Origin of the sequence: Acinetobacter nosocomialis, from assembly GCF_041021905.1 — a bacterium.
Lineage (GTDB): Bacteria > Pseudomonadota > Gammaproteobacteria > Pseudomonadales > Moraxellaceae > Acinetobacter > Acinetobacter nosocomialis.
Map to the genome: position 1 here is coordinate 3,470,467 of NZ_CP157432.1, position 16,349 is coordinate 3,486,815.

Annotated in this window: 17 protein-coding genes; 10 read left to right on the forward strand and 7 right to left on the reverse strand. The window is 38.6% G+C overall.

Going from position 1 to position 16,349, the window contains the following annotated elements; genetic code table 11:
* The first annotated feature begins 51 nt into the window (after window positions 1–51).
* A complete protein-coding gene (locus ABLC00_RS16160; protein ID WP_006582619.1) occupies window positions 52–657 on the forward strand; it encodes a 2OG-Fe(II) oxygenase in 606 nt (201 codons plus the stop codon).
* A 68-nt stretch (window positions 658–725) separates the two neighbouring features.
* Window positions 726–1,253, forward strand: a complete 528-nt coding sequence (locus ABLC00_RS16165) for a hypothetical protein (RefSeq protein ID WP_002050748.1) — start codon at window positions 726–728, stop codon at window positions 1,251–1,253.
* Window positions 1,254–1,303: 50 nt separating this feature from the next.
* Here ABLC00_RS16165 and ABLC00_RS16170 read toward each other — a convergent pair whose 3' ends face one another.
* From ABLC00_RS16170 to ABLC00_RS16185, 4 genes are all read right to left on the reverse strand, one after another.
* Window positions 1,304–1,549 carry a DUF2789 family protein gene (locus ABLC00_RS16170; RefSeq protein ID WP_004711858.1) on the reverse strand — a complete coding sequence of 82 codons (246 nt, stop codon included), beginning with the start codon at window positions 1,547–1,549 and terminating at the stop codon, window positions 1,304–1,306.
* Between the two features lie 163 nt (window positions 1,550–1,712).
* Entirely contained in the window at window positions 1,713–2,699 is a 987-nt protein-coding gene (locus tag ABLC00_RS16175; RefSeq protein WP_002050778.1) for a malate dehydrogenase, read from the reverse strand.
* Between the two features lie 211 nt (window positions 2,700–2,910).
* A complete protein-coding gene (locus tag ABLC00_RS16180; protein WP_004711857.1) occupies window positions 2,911–3,573 on the reverse strand; it encodes a hypothetical protein in 663 nt (220 codons plus the stop codon).
* Window positions 3,574–3,630: 57 nt separating this feature from the next.
* Window positions 3,631–5,574 (reverse strand): lytic transglycosylase domain-containing protein, encoded by a 1,944-nt coding sequence (locus ABLC00_RS16185; protein WP_004884546.1) that lies wholly within the window; start codon window positions 5,572–5,574, stop codon window positions 3,631–3,633.
* Between the two features lie 287 nt (window positions 5,575–5,861).
* On the opposite strand from ABLC00_RS16185, the gene miaB reads away from it, so the two are divergent.
* From miaB to ybeY, 3 genes are read left to right on the forward strand one after another with little or no spacing between them, the layout of a single operon-like run.
* On the forward strand, window positions 5,862–7,313 hold the full coding sequence (gene miaB / locus ABLC00_RS16190; protein WP_002050781.1) for a tRNA (N6-isopentenyl adenosine(37)-C2)-methylthiotransferase MiaB: 1,452 nt from the start codon (window positions 5,862–5,864) through the stop codon (window positions 7,311–7,313).
* A 37-nt stretch (window positions 7,314–7,350) separates the two neighbouring features.
* Complete coding sequence (locus ABLC00_RS16195) at window positions 7,351–8,439, forward strand: PhoH family protein (RefSeq protein WP_002050786.1); 1,089 nt, start codon at window positions 7,351–7,353, stop codon at window positions 8,437–8,439.
* A gap of 9 nt (window positions 8,440–8,448) precedes the next feature.
* On the forward strand, window positions 8,449–8,925 hold the full coding sequence (gene ybeY, locus ABLC00_RS16200; protein WP_006582618.1) for an rRNA maturation RNase YbeY: 477 nt from the start codon (window positions 8,449–8,451) through the stop codon (window positions 8,923–8,925).
* Between the two features lie 89 nt (window positions 8,926–9,014).
* Here ybeY and ABLC00_RS16205 read toward each other — a convergent pair whose 3' ends face one another.
* Window positions 9,015–9,899, reverse strand: coding sequence for an energy transducer TonB (locus ABLC00_RS16205; RefSeq protein WP_006582617.1), 885 nt, complete (start codon window positions 9,897–9,899; stop codon window positions 9,015–9,017).
* A 233-nt stretch (window positions 9,900–10,132) separates the two neighbouring features.
* On the opposite strand from ABLC00_RS16205, the gene ABLC00_RS16210 reads away from it, so the two are divergent.
* The 3 genes from ABLC00_RS16210 to ABLC00_RS16220 all read left to right on the forward strand — a co-directional run bounded on the left by ABLC00_RS16210 (window position 10,133) and on the right by ABLC00_RS16220 (window position 12,322).
* A complete protein-coding gene (locus ABLC00_RS16210) occupies window positions 10,133–10,804 on the forward strand; it encodes a hypothetical protein (protein WP_006582615.1) in 672 nt (223 codons plus the stop codon).
* A 157-nt stretch (window positions 10,805–10,961) separates the two neighbouring features.
* On the forward strand, window positions 10,962–11,675 hold the full coding sequence (locus tag ABLC00_RS16215) for a DUF3108 domain-containing protein (protein WP_002050776.1): 714 nt from the start codon (window positions 10,962–10,964) through the stop codon (window positions 11,673–11,675).
* A 71-nt stretch (window positions 11,676–11,746) separates the two neighbouring features.
* Window positions 11,747–12,322, forward strand: a complete 576-nt coding sequence (locus ABLC00_RS16220; protein WP_002050789.1) for a xanthine phosphoribosyltransferase — start codon at window positions 11,747–11,749, stop codon at window positions 12,320–12,322.
* A gap of 54 nt (window positions 12,323–12,376) precedes the next feature.
* On the opposite strand, the gene wrbA is transcribed toward ABLC00_RS16220, so the two are convergent.
* Window positions 12,377–12,979: an NAD(P)H:quinone oxidoreductase gene (gene wrbA, locus ABLC00_RS16225; RefSeq protein ID WP_006582614.1), complete on the reverse strand. Its 603-nt coding sequence runs from the start codon at window positions 12,977–12,979 to the stop codon at window positions 12,377–12,379.
* Window positions 12,980–13,259: 280 nt separating this feature from the next.
* Between wrbA and ABLC00_RS16230 the strand changes: the two genes are divergently transcribed.
* Window positions 13,260–14,507 carry a YihY family inner membrane protein gene (locus ABLC00_RS16230; RefSeq protein ID WP_002050751.1) on the forward strand — a complete coding sequence of 416 codons (1,248 nt, stop codon included), beginning with the start codon at window positions 13,260–13,262 and terminating at the stop codon, window positions 14,505–14,507.
* 20 nt (window positions 14,508–14,527) lie between these two features.
* Here ABLC00_RS16230 and ABLC00_RS16235 read toward each other — a convergent pair whose 3' ends face one another.
* Window positions 14,528–15,439: a DMT family transporter gene (locus tag ABLC00_RS16235; RefSeq protein ID WP_033847087.1), complete on the reverse strand. Its 912-nt coding sequence runs from the start codon at window positions 15,437–15,439 to the stop codon at window positions 14,528–14,530.
* Between the two features lie 105 nt (window positions 15,440–15,544).
* Here ABLC00_RS16235 and ABLC00_RS16240 point away from each other — a divergent pair, with 105 nt between their 5' ends.
* Window positions 15,545–16,339 (forward strand): AraC family transcriptional regulator, encoded by a 795-nt coding sequence (locus ABLC00_RS16240; protein WP_033847086.1) that lies wholly within the window; start codon window positions 15,545–15,547, stop codon window positions 16,337–16,339.
* The last annotated feature ends 10 nt before the right edge of the window (window positions 16,340–16,349 follow it).

Below are 16,349 nucleotides of genomic sequence, written 5' to 3' on the forward strand. Positions count from 1 at the left end.
GATCATCTAAAATAAGGCTGCTTGATTTTCTTACGATCGATATGAGGTTATATGCGCTCTCGACCACTTCCTGACAGTTGGAATCTGAACCAGATTTTAGATGACTTAAATGCACATGGTTTTGCAATTGTAAACCATGCTTATTCTACTGAGTATCTTGCTCAAGTTGCCACAGAGTGTAGTCATCACTTTGATGAGTTCCGTGAAGCAGGGATTCAAAATGGTGTAGTGAGTACTATTCGAAGCGATCATATTTTATGGATTAATGAGTCACTTCCTATTGCCGAACAACATGTCGAAACCCTAACTTCATTTTGCCAACATCTAAATCAAGCTTTCTTTTTAGGAATTAAAGAGGTTGAAGCGCATTTTGCCTGTTATAACGCAGGTGAATTTTATGCATTACATCGAGATAATCCTCAACAAAAAAACGACCGTATTATTTCTACTGTTTATTATTTACATCCTGAATGGCAGGATGATTGGGGAGGACAATTACGCTTGCAGGACAAAAATGATATTTGGCACATTATTACGCCAGAACCTAATCGCCTAGTTATTTTCCAAAGTAATTTGCTTCATGAAGTTTTAGTTTCTAAACAGCAGCGTTTATCAATTACAGCTTGGCTTCGTAGTGGAAACTCGATTTGGAGTTAGATAAGTGCTCTTTAAATTTCTTAAATAAACCCGATATAAGAGCTATTGATTAAAAAGGGCGAAGGCGTATGTCTATTGAAACAAAAATGATTGTGAGCAGAATTGGTGAAACAGACCAACTCTATTTAACTGAGAATACGCCCGAACTTGCTTTGGAACGTGCAGATTTACGTATGCAGCTCGTTGTATTAAGCCGTGTTCGTCAAGAGCAAATTCATTTTTTGCAAGAAGCTATTGTTTTGCTTGAGCAAGCTCGTATGGAATACGATGAAATGCCAATGCGTTTGTATTTGAATTTATCTCTTCATTTAGCTAAAGCGTATATGATTTATTTTGAGCTAAATAAAGAAAAACGCTTTGCGCTCATTGCACAGCAAATTTTAAAGCCCTTAGCTCACCATCACCATAGTGATATATACTTTTTCTTGGCTTATGCTTCGGCAGCGCAGGAAAAACCAGCTCTTACCCGACATTGGCTTACAAAATATTTATCAACTGCTCAATGTGATCTTGAGTTGGTTCATGAACATCCAGTATTTCATCCAATACGCCATGAGCCATGGTATAAAGAATTATTAAAATTCAAAACTCACTAAAGTGTGAATTTTAAAAGGCCTGTTATTTATAAACAGGCCTTTTTATTTGGTTATTTTTTTACACTATCTTCGTGTAGCTGCTCATTAAGTTCATCAATGACGACAATCCACTCATCATCTTTTTCCCAATGGCTTTTTAGGAAATCACTTTGACCTTGGGACCAAAAAGATGCTTCATGTAACTTCTGCTCAGCGGGTAACTGATGCGTTTTTATAAAATTTTCAATACTCGCGTCATCAGCATCCAAACCCAATTGCTCGAATAAAAGTTGTAATGTCGGTTGCTGTTCAAACATTGTTATTCTCCCATGGCTTCTTTTCAATAATCTAGCAACAATAGATGTTAGTTGTATATCTAGGTCTATATTTTCTTGTTGTTTTTTGTGTGTTCTTATTAAATTTCAAATATAAAAAAGCACCCTACAAGAGAGTGCTTTTCCAATTCATTTAACTAATGAATTATTTTAGCATGTCAGCAATTGCTGCACGTTCTTCTTCAAGCTCGTTTAGAGTGAAGTTGATACGCTCACGGCTGAATTCATCGATTTCTAAACCTTGAACGATTTTGTATTCACCGTTTTCAGTTGTTACAGGGAAACCGAACATAACGCCTTCAGGAATACCATAAGAACCATCAGATGGAATACCCATAGTTACCCACTTGCCGTTTGTACCAAGTGCCCAATCGCGCATATGGTCGATTGCAGCATTAGCAGCAGAAGCAGCAGAAGACAAACCACGCGCTTCGATAATCGCAGCACCACGCTTACCAACAGTTGGAAGGAATACGTCTTTGTTCCAAGCTGGATCGTTGATCTTATCTTTTAAGCTTTCACCATTTGCAGTAGCAAAACGGTAGTCAGCATACATTGTTGGAGAGTGGTTACCCCAAACTGTTAATTTTTCGATGTCAGCAACTGCAACACCAGCTTTTTGAGCAACTTGAGTCAATGCACGGTTGTGGTCAAGACGTAACATTGCTGTGAAGTTTTTCGCTGGAAGATCTGGAGCAGATTTCATTGCGATGTAAGCGTTTGTATTTGCAGGGTTACCTACAACTAATACTTTAACGTCACGGCTAGCAACTTCGTTTAATGCTTGACCTTGGCCAATGAAGATTTCGCCGTTAACTTTTAACAAGTCCGCACGTTCCATACCAGGACCACGTGGGCGAGAACCAACTAATAATGCATAGTCAGCATCTTTAAATGCAACTTTAGGATCATCAGTCCCGATCATGCCAGCCAATAAAGGGAAAGCACAGTCATCAAGTTCCATCATTACGCCTTTAAGCGCTTGTTGTGCTTTTTCAACTGGAACTTCAAGCAATTGTAAAATAACAGGTTGATCTTTACCTAACATTTCACCGCTTGCGATACGGAATAATAAGCTGTAACCAATTTGACCTGCAGCGCCAGTCACGGCAACACGAACGGGTTGCTTCATGTAATTGTCTCCAATGAGTGTCCTTAATCGGGCTAAATAGCGATTCTACTTAACCAAATCATCATAAACGGCAAAGATTGTACTCTAAAGAAGTTGCAGATGCATGTAAAAGCGACTCATTTTCACCAAAAGTCTGATAGAAAATACAAATTAACCTTTACAAATAGATTCAATGTATGGTGAGCATTTTTCTGTGAAATGGTAGCTACTCTTAATAGCTACCTTTAATTGTAATTTCACTTGGGCAATTAGAGACTACATGATTTGAACATTGCTTATATTGGCCATTTACTGTGTAGCAAACTTTAACTTCAGTAAGTACAACATCGGAACGTGAAAGTTGGCACGAAAAACGAATGCCATTTTGTGGCAAACTCGGGTTAAGCTTTGTAAATTGTTGACGTAATGTAGATTGTTGCATTTCTACATTACTAGAACTGGTTAAATTGGCAGGTATTTTTAATCGTTCAGCGAAGTTAATAATTGTACGGAAATACTGACTGGCGTTCATAGGTACACAGCCACCAACACTCTTCCAAAGTTGCACACGAGCGTTGTTGTCTGGCATCACTCGAGCAACAACTTTAGCTTGCAAGGGCGAAAGGGTGGCAGAACTTTCAGTTGAACAGTCCGTTCTAGTTGTTTCAGGCATTAAACCCGTAATTGTGAGTGAGTACCCTTCAAGACATTTACGCTGCTTCTGTTTAGAAGGATCTAACGAACAGACAGCAGGCGTCATCTGAACATGCATGACATAACCTTGCACGTTTACAGGTTCCGCATGTAAAACAGAACTCATCAATCCAATGCTTGCACAGATGAGCCACCATGCAAGTTGCGATATTGGATGAAGTCCTAGATATCTATATTTCATTTAATTAAAACTTGGTTATGCCAATTAAAAGAATGTTCCATCATTCATCATCTAAAATTAAGGTGATGATCGCATTGGAATGACTTTCATACGCTGTATTAGCGACTGAGCGCCTTGCCCCAACACCACTCCATAATGGGTCGCATTTGTCATGACATGCTTGACATAATCTCTAGTCTCAAGCAATGGAATGGTTTCTGTATATTGATCAGCTTCAATCGGTTGGTAATCGGGTTGCCAACGTCTTGCACGATTTGGGCCAGCATTATAGCCTGCTGTCGCTAAAACAGGGTTATTGCTTAACTGCCCTTGAATCATTGATAAATAAAATGTTCCATAACGAATATTGGTATTCATTTCACTTAACGCCGCCGGATTATATGTCTCCCCCATCTGACGAGCAATCAACTTTGCTGTATCAGGCATAATTTGCATAAGGCCACCAGCTCCTACATGAGAACGTGCCGAGGTAACAAACCGACTTTCTTGACGCATTAAACCATAAGCCCACGCAGGATCAATTCCAGCATTGTAACTATGACTTACGACATTAGTCTTATGCGGAGTCACATAACGATACGTATCATTATGTTTATTCGTTGTACGATCTGCTGCGTAAATTGCACGATCATACCATCCCATATCGTGAGCACGTTTTGCCGCAGCCAATAATAATCCATCGTCATGCTGAAGATATGCTTGACGGACTGCCCAGTTCCATTCACGGTTGGTATACGTTGGATTTGCGTTAATACGTCTTAAAGTAAATGCACGATTAAAGTGAATATTTTGATCTAGACGGCGTAAATCGCTTGCAGTCGGCTCGTCGTTATATGGCTGATGGTTATAACGTACACCTAACCGGTCTTTTGCAAGAAGATTGTGATAATCATCCCCACTTTCAGCTAATTTTTTATAAATACGCTGTGCCGTGTTTTTAGAGTTACTATCGCCACGTTGTTCTGTCGCACGGGCTAACCAATATTGCCAGCGATCTTCTTGTTTCTGGGAAACTGACATGCTATCAATCGCACGAATTAAGCTTTCCCATGCGCTAAAGCGAATAGCTTGTCGTGCATAAATTTCAGCTTCTTCAGGACTTAGCGGATAACCATAGCTGGCATCAAAATATTGAAGTACTTCACGGTTAAAGTTATTTTTCATCACCGTCGTGCCACCGATATAAGCCACGGTTCGATAAAGATACTTTTGCACGCTCTCTGGAGTACCTTGCGCTACACGCTGTACATTTGCAAAAGCATTACCTAAATCATTATTCGCTAAACGACCTAATGCGAAAATCAAATAGGCATAATCTACATCATTGGTCTTTGGAGCAGTCCATAAATAATTAAGAGGATTCGCCTGAATCTGGTTGAGCTGAGCCAAAGAAAGATTCATTCCAAGACTTTGAGCAGTTGCAAGAGCTTGTCCTGATAAGCCTGAACGTAGCTGTACCCACAGACGCTGTTGCTTATCTTGGGTACTCATTAATGGACTGGTAAGCATCATACGGCCTAGCCCAACACAAGAGTCTGGTTGTGACTCAGTGGCTAACCAAACATCTTTATATTCTGCAAATACCAATGCATCACCACTTTTAGCTCGTACCTGCGCCAAAGCACAATTTTCGGCTGGGTCAGGGTTAGAGACATAAGGTAACAATGGCTGTGCAGATACAAAATCAGCTTGTTTAACTTTTTCTTCAACATAATCCGCTGCAAGCTTCTCTGCCATAGCAGATTGTGGATAGCGCTGGGCAAAACTTACAATTGATGTTGGAGATTGAAATCCTAAATTACTGTTTAACTTCCAGTATTCAGGATAATAGCCCAACACATCATTTTGCATTGCAGCCTGATATTGATCTAATAAAGCAGTATTACCACTATTGGCGGCATTTAATGCATCGTTAAATTGTTCTTCTGCGGCATAAGACAATGAACAACCAAGTAAACACACAGCTCCTAACCAGCTACGATGTGCATATTTATTTTTCATCACACGACTCTTGTTTGATGAGCTCTTTTTACCTGGTCTCATAAATGTGCTAAACCCTGACTATCCACCTTTAGGCATAGTTTAATTATTCTTCGTACATTCTTTTGTTGTGTTATGTAACTATCTGATTCGACATCATTAAAATTTATGTCATTTGTCTTCATAAATCATGTGCAGCTTATGGCAGTTTATTGTTATCTGTCTGGCTCAAATACTGCTATAATGATCGGTTTGACCCGTTTTGGGTCATTTTATTATTTATCTAGATCGATCTGTTAGGAGCCTACATGACGGTTCAAACCTTCATTCCCAATGGTGCCAAAGCTGCCTCAGAAAACACTGTTACCCAGCCAACGCACACCACTGATGTTTCAATAAAGAAATTATATATTGAAACTCAAGGGTGTCAGATGAATGAGTATGACAGTCACCGTATGGCAGACCTTTTAGGGGATTCTCACGGTTATGTTTTAACAACTAACCCTAATGAAGCAGACATTCTGCTCATGAATACGTGTTCTATCCGTGAAAAAGCACAAGAGAAAGTATTTAGTGAATTAGGGCGCTGGCGTAAGTTAAAAGAACAAAATCCTGATCTTGTGATTGGTGTAGGTGGTTGTGTTGCATCTCAAGAAGGTGACAACATTCAAAAACGTGCGCCATATGTCGACATGATTTTTGGCCCACAAACCTTACACCGTTTACCACAAATGCTTGACCAACATCATGCACAAGTGGAAAAGCCGAAAAAAGAAAAAATTAAGCTCGTTGATATTTCATTCCCTGATATTGAAAAGTTCGACTTCTTACCTGAACCGCGCGTAGAAGGTTTCAAAGCATTCGTTTCTATTATGGAAGGTTGCTCTAAATACTGCTCTTTCTGCGTGGTTCCATATACTCGTGGCGAAGAGGTTTCTCGTCCACTTGATGATGTGCTTGCAGAAATCGCGGGTCTTGCTGAAAAAGGCGTTCGTGAAATTAGCTTACTTGGTCAAAATGTAAACGGATATCGTGGTGAAACATTCGAAGGTGGTATTTGTACCTTCCCTGAATTGTTACGACTCGTTGCAGAAATTCCTGGAATTGGCCGTTTACGTTATACAACTTCACACCCGCTTGAGTTCTCCGATGAACTTATTCAGTGTTATGAAGATTTACCTCAAATGGTTTCACACTTACATCTGCCAGTACAAAGTGGATCAAATGATGTACTTAAAGCAATGAAGCGAAATCACACTATTGATGTATACATCGACAAGATTGCCAAGTTACGTAAAATACGCCCGGATATGCATTTATCGAGCGATTTTATTATTGGTTTCCCAGGCGAAACTGACGAAAACTTTGCAGAAACATTGCAATTTATCAAAGATTTAGACTTCGATCACTCTTATAGCTTTGTTTACTCAAAACGCCCTGGCACACCAGCATCTGACTTACCAGATACAACTCCTGAACATGTTAAAAAAGAACGTTTAGCACAAGTTCAACAAGTCATTAAGCAATCTAGTATTGAAAAAACTGATGCAATGCTTGGCAAAATTGAACGTGTACTTATCGAGAAAGTTTCTGATCAAGACCCTAATATTTTAGTAGGTACAGCAGACAATACTCGCTTAGTAACTTTTGTAGGTGATGCTTCTTGGGTTGGCCGTTTTGCCGAGATCGAGATTACTGAAATTAAAACTTTAAATTTAGTTTACGGTGAACTCTTGAATCTTGAGCCTGACGTGGCGTAATGTAGAGGTATTCTAAAGTCTACTGAAAGGTTTTCTCTTGACTGCAGCGATTCGACGTACCGTAACATTTCCTGAAATTTCAATGGAACGTTTAAAGAGCATCTTGGGTGCCTATAATGGGCACCTTAAGCAAATCGAACAGCGTTTAGATGTCAAAATTACTCATCGTGGAGATGTTTTTCACATAGATGGTGAGATAGATGCTGTTGGGAGAGCCGAAGCGTTATTGCAACGACTCTACGAAGAAACTGAAGAGTCTCAGCAAATCAGTGCTGATCTATTACATCTCTTGATTCAATCTTCACAAACTGAACGTAATTTCGAGTTAGTTGGTGAAGAGATGGAAGAGCATGATGCGCCAATGGATGTCTATTTCCAGACTCGAAAAGGTCGCATTAATCCACGTGGTGCCAATCAAAAACGCTATGTACAACGTATTTTACAAAGCGATATTTCTTTTGGTGTAGGCCCTGCTGGTACAGGTAAGACTTATTTAGCAGTTGCCGCCGCAGTCGACATGTTAGAGCGTAATGAAATCCAGCGGATTTTACTTGTTCGCCCTGCAGTAGAAGCAGGAGAAAAGCTCGGTTTCTTACCTGGTGATCTCACCCAGAAAATTGATCCATACCTACGTCCTCTTTACGATGCGCTTTACGAAATGCTTGGCTTTGAAAAAGTTGCCAAGTTAATCGAGCGTCAAGTGATTGAAGTGGCACCTCTTGCTTATATGCGTGGCCGTACACTTAACCATTCATTTGTAATTTTGGATGAAGCGCAAAACACTACGCCTGAACAAATGAAAATGTTCTTGACCCGTTTAGGTTTTGGCTCTCGTGCAGTGATTACAGGTGACATTACCCAAGTAGATTTACCTCGAGGCCAACAATCCGGTTTGGCACACGCCCTTCGTGTACTTGAGAACATTAAAGAAATTCATATTACCCGTTTCCATTCTCGCGACGTTGTACGTCATCAACTTGTTCAAAAAATTGTTGAAGCGTATGAAGGTTGGGATGGTGAACAACAGCGTCTTAATGCTGAAGCACGCGCTGAACGTAAAGCACGCCAAGAAGCATTAGTCGCTGAAAACGATACAGCAGCAGACCTGCAACATCAGGATGCCTAAGGATTCACTTTGAAAATCAGTTTAAGTTTACAACAAGACTTTCAATCCCCTGAGTTAGAGCTCAAACGAGCTCAACTCAAAAAAATTATTGAGACAACTTTACGCCACGTTGGCTACAACGAAGAGTGTGAAATTGGTGTTGCCTGTGTTGATCTGGAAGAAAGCCATCAACTTAACTTGCAATATCGTGAGAAAGATAAACCCACCAATGTTCTCTCGTTTCCAAGCGACATTCCCGAAGAAGTCCTACCAATGCTTGATGCATTACCACTAGGTGATTTGGTGATTTGTATTCCAGTGGTATTACAAGAAGCTCTGGAACAAAAGAAAACTGCACAAAATCATTTTGCACATCTTTTAGTACATGGTGTTCTGCACTTACTCGGCTATGACCATGAAATAAGTGATGAAGATGCAGAAGAAATGGAAGGTTTAGAGATCGAAATTTTAGCTAAACTCAATATTGCTAATCCTTATCAGGAATAATCAATTTTTCTCAAACCATTAAGAACGCAAATAGCTTCTTAATTCATTTTTAAAATGTGGATATCCTAAAAGTTATCCACATTTTTTCATTAATGAACTTCAAACTCGGCTTCAGCTGGATCAAAACGCCAAGTACGCACAATACGTAGCTCGGAAATATCCTTCATATTTGCATCAAAACGACCAAACGGTGCTCCACGACGTACTGATGCCTTTGCTGCCTCATCTAAAACTGGATGTCCTGAACTTTCAAGTAAACGGATTGCACGAATTCCCCCTTGAGCATTTAAAATCACCATAAGGCGGACTTCACCTTTTAGCTGTTGCTGCTTGGCTTCTTCTGGATAATAGCGGTTACCGTAAAGCTCTACTTTTTCACGGAATTTATCTAGATAAGCTGCTGAGGCATCTTTCTTGGCTTGAATACCATCTACCGTTTTTATTTTTTGTTGGCGGCTGAAATCTTGCTGACGTTGCAAATATTGAGCTTCAAGGCTCGCGACCATTGCGGCTTTTGCTTGAAATTGGCTCTGTAACTGTTCAAGTGCTTTTTTCCTTTGGCTCTCCTCTGCTTGTTTCTGCCAACTCAACACAGTCATTAATACTTTTTCTTCAAATTTAAGTTCTCTTTGTTGCTGCACTTTTTCCAAAGTGTCTAACTGAGCTTCGCCAGTTGAAGCATCAGTCGGCATAGGCGTCGGAGAATTACTGGACATTCGATGAGCCGCTCGAAAAGTTCCCGAACCCTGCTGGTCTGCTTGAGCTAAAAAGTCTGCATGCTTAACGATCTCTTCTGTAGGACGAACCGATATCGCAATTTCTTTAGTCGATTGTTCTGATGGTGCAGGCATCGCAAAATGGATGAGCAGCACAAAAGTATGCAATAAGATTGCGAGTATTATCGCGACAATAAAAACTCGGTCTTGCCACCAATAATGAAAAGGCTCTATAGAAAGACTTCTTTTTTTCAACATAATCTTAAAAGCATATAAATGCCTTTTCCCCAGAGTATTAATAACCGAACAAAATACAAACTGATATTCAAATATGGATAAAAGTGTGATTCACTTCAAATATAGGTTTTTATCCATTTTCATTTTGTGAAAATGTATCAATTAAATTTGTTACACTGCAATATCAAAACCTGTTTTTAACATAATAAAGAGTGTGTTGTTTCTTTAATAATTCATCTTCTGGAAGTTCTTTTATGCAAACGCTATTTTCCTCATTAGTCAAACGTCTTCATAAAGTCTACCGAAAAGCTGAAGCCTTCATTGAGGAAGAAAGAGATTTTACATTGTCGCAAACTTTTCTAAATGCGACCTTAGAACGTTACGTGACTAATAATGTCGAGTTTTTAGATGATCTACATGCAGACCTTTATCATGACTGGTTAAGGCTATATGCCACAATGCATGTTAAAGGTTTAGAGACAACTTTATCTGTCGACTTAAAATTGATACAGATGGAATTCAACAAAGAACAGCAACTTATTGTATTTGAACAAATTAGTAATACACAAATTGTAGAAGCTAAATATAAAAATTTCTGGCAAAAAATTGCTGTAAAAGCTGCTATTTTTTACTATCACAAAATTCTAAAAAAAGATCCATTGGGCATGATTTTAGAGCGTTTTAACGTAGCCCAAGAAAAAGACGACCTTATCTTTCTAGACCTAAATCGTTGGTTCGGTAAAAAAGCCAGCATTATTGAAACTTTAGGAAAGGTGCATATCAACTATGCTCGAGTACGTGAAGCAGAATTAGTCGTCTTTGGTAACGTCAATCTTACCGCGTTACTTTTCCGAGACCAAGAAGATGACTTTGAAGATGATCTTGAAGACACTGAAATTACGCCAATACAGCAAAAAGATGCATAACAACTGTATGAGCCAAAGTAATTCACTGTTAAAAAACACAAAGAGATTACATATTTAGCATAAATCCTGATTTTTTCTCCATGATCAACAGGCATAATATGCAAAAGTCATAGATGCATCAGCACTGACCTTTCAGTCTGTACAAGGATATTTACTTATGGCAACAAAATTTCTGAAATCATTCAGCATCGCAACTGGTATTTCGACAACTTTGCTTATTGCAAGTTTCTCTAGCCATGCACTTGCCATGAGCCCATTTCAGGCAAATTATCAGTTTACCTATAATAATAAAGGCATGGGTTCAGCAACACGCGCACTTAGTCAACAAGGCAATAACTGGACTTATCTATTCACTGCAAAAGCAGGCGGTATTGCTTCTGCGAGCGAAACAAGTAAATTTAGTTTTGCAAATGGCAAAATCGGATCACAAAGCTTTAGCCGTACCAGTAAAATTTTAATTCATAACAATACTATGAATATTAATTTTAACCCTGGCAATAAGACAATTAGCACCAAGAAAGATGATAAAGCACGAACATTTGCTTGGCAGCCGGGCGTACTTGACGAGCTAAATGCTGAATTGCAAGTGCGTGAAGATTTAAAAAATGGTTCACTTAAGTCTTCGTACCCTCTTGCCGATGCAAAAGAAGTTGAAAACCGCCGTTTTGTAAAACAAGGCAGCGAAAAAATTAAAACTTCTTATGGCACTTTTGATACTGTAAAAGTTGTCTTAGAACATGGCCGACCAGATCGTAGTACGATTTTCTGGCTAGCGCCTAAATTAGACTACTTACCGGTTAAGGTAAGTCATATTGATGGCAAAACATCTTATGGTTTGTTATTAACAAGTTATAGCGGTAAAACGAATTAAAGCTTGCATTTTTTCGGATGCTTTTTAAAATACGCATTTGCTTTAAAAGCATCCGTCTAGAGGATTCTCCCGTGCACGCACTAGAACAGAAAATCTTAACAGAAGGTATCGTTCTATCTGATCAAGTGTTGAAAGTCGACGCTTTCTTAAATCACCAAATTGACCCTGTCCTCATGCAGCAGATTGGTAAAGAATTTGCCGCTCGCTTCAAAGATGCAGGGATTACCAAGATTATTACCATTGAAGCTTCAGGTATTGCGCCAGCAATCATGGCAGGTTTAGAACTTGGTGTACCTGTGATTTTTGCTCGTAAATATCAATCGCTGACTTTGAAAGACGATTTATATCGCGCCAAAGTGTTTAGTTTTACTAAACAAACAGAAAGTACTATTGCTATTTCAAATAAACACATCAACTCAAGCGATAAAGCTTTAGTAATTGATGACTTTTTGGCAAATGGTCAAGCTGCACTCGGTTTGATTGACTTAATTCACCAAGCAAACGCAGAGGTTGTAGGTGTTGGTATTGTGATTGAGAAATCATTCCAACCTGGCCGTGATTTATTGCTTGAGAAAGGTTACCGCGTTGAGTCATTAGCACGTGTTAAATCACTTACTGATGGCACAGTAACTTTTGTTAAAGAATAAAATTGTTTCAATAAAAAAAGAGCGGACTTTCGCTCTTTTTTTATTTTTATAAAACTATAGGCAAAGCTTTTTTACCATTTCACCTAAACGTCTACCTTGTGCTTCACATAAAAGCTTTTCATCTTGGCTTAAACTTTGGTCATGTCTAGGACCACTCACATGGCTTGCACCATAAGGAGTTCCGCCAGTTTTCGTATTCGACAACGCAGGAATAGAATTTGGCAAACCTAAAATCATCATGCCGTGATGAAATAATGGAGGTAACATCGTCAACAAAGTACTTTCTTGTCCACCATGCATTGAACCAGAAGAAGTAAAAACGCATGCTGGTTTATCATGCAAAGCACCATTTAACCAAAGACTTGTGGTCTGATCCCAAAAATACTTCATTTCGCTCGCCATATTACCAAAGCGGGTTGGAGACCCTAGAGCCAAGCCTGCACAATTGGCTAAATCCTCTAAAGTACAATAAATATCGCCTTCTTCGGGAATGCTCGGTTCAGCCTCAGTTACAACTGTTGCAATATTGGGTACTGTTCGTATTTTTACGCTGATACCTGCAGATTCAACACCATTCGCAATAAGATGCGCCATTTCTTTAGTAGAACCATATTTACTGTAATAAAGCACAAGAATGTAAGGTTGCATCGGTTTCATGAATTTTGTTAAAAAGAACACTATACGGTATTTTTTATTTTTTTGGCTTAGCCAATTTTATGAAATTTTAAAGGTGATTGATTTTTAAAGGCAACCGTAACAAATATTTGTAAAAGCTTTTTACTACCTTTTGTTACCATGATACATAGGGAACTTTCAGAATACTTTTTTATTCTTTAGGTTAAAGTTTTCCTCACACCAACCATAGTGTTCTCAACCGAATACACCGGTGAATATCAATCACCCACATCATGATTAAAAAAATCGGGATAGATGACGCATGTTAGAACGTTTTTTGAAGAGACTTCCTTTTTATAACAAGACCTGGTTTCAATTTATTTTATTCGTAATTAAGCGTTTCGAAGCTGATCGCTGCCGGGAACAGGCAGGCTCCCTCACCTACACAACTCTTTTTGCCGTTGTGCCGATGCTAACGGTATTTTTAGTTATTATTTCTTCAATTAAAGCGTTAGAACCAGCCAGACAACAGTTACAGCACTTAATTTATAGTAATTTTTTACCTAAAAGCACAATTGCATTTGATAAAGCACTTAATGCTTTTACTGAAAAATCTAGCAATTTAACTGTGATTGGCGTGTTATTTCTATTTGTCACCACAGTTTTAATGCTGACCACAATTGAAACTGTTTTTAATCGTATATGGCGAGTAAAAGAAACCCGTAGCGGCATTGTTGGCTTTATGCGTTATTGGACCATTATCTCACTTGGTCCGATTATTTTAGGCAGTGCATTTGTTATTTCATCAACTGTTGCATCTATGAACTTATTGAGTAATAACTTCACGGGCTATCAACTTGATGGTGCATTCTTGCTCTGGCTTATTTCTTTTGTTCTTACTGTTCTAGGTTTTTTCATTTTATATTGGACTATTCCCAACCGCACAGTCCCTCTATTTTCAGCAGCAATTGCCGCATGTTTGAGTGCTGTACTGTTTGAAATACTCAAAAATTTATTTAGCTTTGTGATGTCAAACTTTACCAGTTATGAAATCATATATGGCGCATTTGCAGCAGTACCTATTTTCCTATTATGGGTCTTCTTATCTTGGAATATTGTGTTGCTCGGTGTCGAGGTGAGTTTTGCGCTTACTGCTTTTCATTCGGGTAAAGAACAAAAAAGACATCCCGTACTCATGCTACTTGATATTTTAGAATTATTTTATAAAAAGCAAAAACTTGGTGAAAGTGTAAGTGATAAAGAAGCATTGGCAATTTTAGGCCGTGGAGAGATTGGCCGTTGGCCCGCTTATGTTGTTTTGCTTGAAGAGCAAAATTTAGTGAAACGTACAGATAAAGATGAATATGTTTTAGTACGTAATTTATCTCAAGTCGATTTTTGGAGCTTCTTTACTGCATTGCCTTATCCACTTCCTTTACGTCCAGATGTATTAAATGTGCATGATGATGATGAATGGATGGAAAGAATTGGTCCTGCTTTAGTAGAATCAAATGACTATTTAGCTGCGAAACTCTCTATTCCACTTTCAACAATTTTTGAAGAGAAATAATGCTCAATTAACATCAGGGCTTAGCTGCTGTTAGCTTTGCCCTGCTTTAGACTCATGATGACTATTCCTGACAACACTAAAATACTTCCAAAAATAAATTTAATTTCTAATTTTTCCTCTAATAACAAAATACTAAATAGCACGCCGAATAACGGGGTTAAAAAAGAAAATACTCCTAATCGTGATGCAAGATAATTTCTTAATAACCAAAACCATAGTAGTAAACTTGCAAAAGATACGATTAAAGTTTGAAAGCTTAAGCTTAGGATCGTTAAAGTGGTGAAATGAATTGTTGTTTGATTTGTTAAAAAAGCAATTAATAAGAGTAGAACAAAACAGCCAAACAGTTGATAAAACAATGTTTGAGTTGCCGGTGCTTGAGCTAAAGGAGATAAACGAACAATAATTGTACTGAGTGCCCATGCAAGCCCAGCCATAAGTGCATATAAATCACCTAATAAAACTTGTGTTAGAGCTGGTGCATTTGTAGTCGTGGTTGTTGGGTAAAATGTAATAATGATCCCCATAAAAGCTAGAGCAATACCTCCCCATTGCGCTCGGTTCAGACGTTCAGTAGGAAATTTCCAATGAAGCCCTAAAGCAACAAAAATTGGAGCGGTATACAGTAAAACTACTGTATGGGAGGTAGAAGTAAACTTTAAGGCTTGAGTGACAAAATAAAATTCTAATGAAAAAAATAAAGCGACAAGAGCACCAGCTTTGCATTGTTGATAAGAAAATAGATGAATCTGATCTCGCCATAATAAAGGTAAAACCAAAACAGCCGATAACCCGGAACGTAAAGCAATTTGCATAATCGGCGCAATATCTAATGCTGCTATTTTCAGAACTACCTGTTGCAGCCCTAAGACCATACATAAAAGCACCATTAAAGCCGAAGCTCTGGTATCCAGATTTTTGCGCTCTTCCATTTAGCACCTTTATTTATAGCGAAAAATCTGACTATAGAACTGTCTTATTTACATGATATAGTGAAAAACAGACAATACATAAGCAATTTCAGGCAATTTTCAAAGATGAAAAAATCAGCTCAACGTGTGCAGGATTTTCAGGAAATTCCGGCTCATAACGCAATTCCTGATTTGCTTTGGTTCCGTGTTCGTAATGCACCCGCAGAAACGGTTTATCCTCAACATGCGCATGCATGGGGTGAGTTTATTTATGCATTTAGTGGTGCACTCGAAGTTAATATTGATCAAATTAATTATTTAACCCCGCCACCTTATGGTATTTGGCTTCCTCCTTATACCAAACACAGTGGTATTAACCGCAATGAAGTGACTCATGCAACTTTATATGTTCATGAAAGTCTGTGCCAAAAGTTACCGCAGAAAGCCGGTATCCTATTAACGTCCCCACTTGTACCTGCTTTACTCGATCACTTGAGGCAAAACCCACAAGATGAAACCCAAGTCGAATATACACGCCTACTCCAAGTTTTATTAGATCAACTGATACAGGCTGAATTAGTGGGTAGTTATTTACCTACAACAGATCATCCAGCTTTAGCAAAAATTCTAAATGATTTACACCAATGCCCTGCCGATAACAGCACTTTGCAAGAATTAGCCGAACGAATAAATATGACTGAAAGAACCTTGGCGCGTTACAGTCAAAAAGAGTTGGGAATGTCCTTACATGAATGGAGGCAACGATTAAAAGTAATGAAAGCAATGACTATGCTTAATGAAGGAAAAACCATCGAAAGTATTGCTTTTGATTTGGGCTATGCCAGCGCATCGGCATTTATTTATATGTTTAAACGTTGGATGGGTTTTACCCCAGACCAGTTCCGAAAGCTCTATCAATAAATTAATTTTG

What these genes read in the sequence shown, in the direction of transcription:
- miaB (WP_002050781.1), top strand. Translation starts at nt 5,862, where the DNA reads ATGACGGTTCAAACCTTCATTCCCAATGGTGCCAAAGCTGCCTCAGAA.
- ABLC00_RS16215 (WP_002050776.1), top strand. Translation starts at nt 10,962, where the DNA reads ATGGCAACAAAATTTCTGAAATCATTCAGCATCGCAACTGGTATTTCG.
- wrbA (WP_006582614.1), bottom strand. Translation starts at nt 12,979, where the DNA reads ATGAAACCGATGCAACCTTACATTCTTGTGCTTTATTACAGTAAATAT.
- ABLC00_RS16175 (WP_002050778.1), bottom strand. Translation starts at nt 2,699, where the DNA reads ATGAAGCAACCCGTTCGTGTTGCCGTGACTGGCGCTGCAGGTCAAATT.
- ABLC00_RS16240 (WP_033847086.1), top strand. Translation starts at nt 15,545, where the DNA reads ATGAAAAAATCAGCTCAACGTGTGCAGGATTTTCAGGAAATTCCGGCT.
- ABLC00_RS16235 (WP_033847087.1), bottom strand. Translation starts at nt 15,439, where the DNA reads ATGGAAGAGCGCAAAAATCTGGATACCAGAGCTTCGGCTTTAATGGTG.
- ABLC00_RS16210 (WP_006582615.1), top strand. Translation starts at nt 10,133, where the DNA reads ATGCAAACGCTATTTTCCTCATTAGTCAAACGTCTTCATAAAGTCTAC.
- ABLC00_RS16205 (WP_006582617.1), bottom strand. Translation starts at nt 9,899, where the DNA reads ATGTTGAAAAAAAGAAGTCTTTCTATAGAGCCTTTTCATTATTGGTGG.
- ABLC00_RS16180 (WP_004711857.1), bottom strand. Translation starts at nt 3,573, where the DNA reads ATGAAATATAGATATCTAGGACTTCATCCAATATCGCAACTTGCATGG.
- ABLC00_RS16160 (WP_006582619.1), top strand. Translation starts at nt 52, where the DNA reads ATGCGCTCTCGACCACTTCCTGACAGTTGGAATCTGAACCAGATTTTA.
- ABLC00_RS16170 (WP_004711858.1), bottom strand. Translation starts at nt 1,549, where the DNA reads ATGTTTGAACAGCAACCGACATTACAACTTTTATTCGAGCAATTGGGT.
- ABLC00_RS16230 (WP_002050751.1), top strand. Translation starts at nt 13,260, where the DNA reads ATGTTAGAACGTTTTTTGAAGAGACTTCCTTTTTATAACAAGACCTGG.
- ABLC00_RS16165 (WP_002050748.1), top strand. Translation starts at nt 726, where the DNA reads ATGTCTATTGAAACAAAAATGATTGTGAGCAGAATTGGTGAAACAGAC.
- ABLC00_RS16185 (WP_004884546.1), bottom strand. Translation starts at nt 5,574, where the DNA reads ATGAAAAATAAATATGCACATCGTAGCTGGTTAGGAGCTGTGTGTTTA.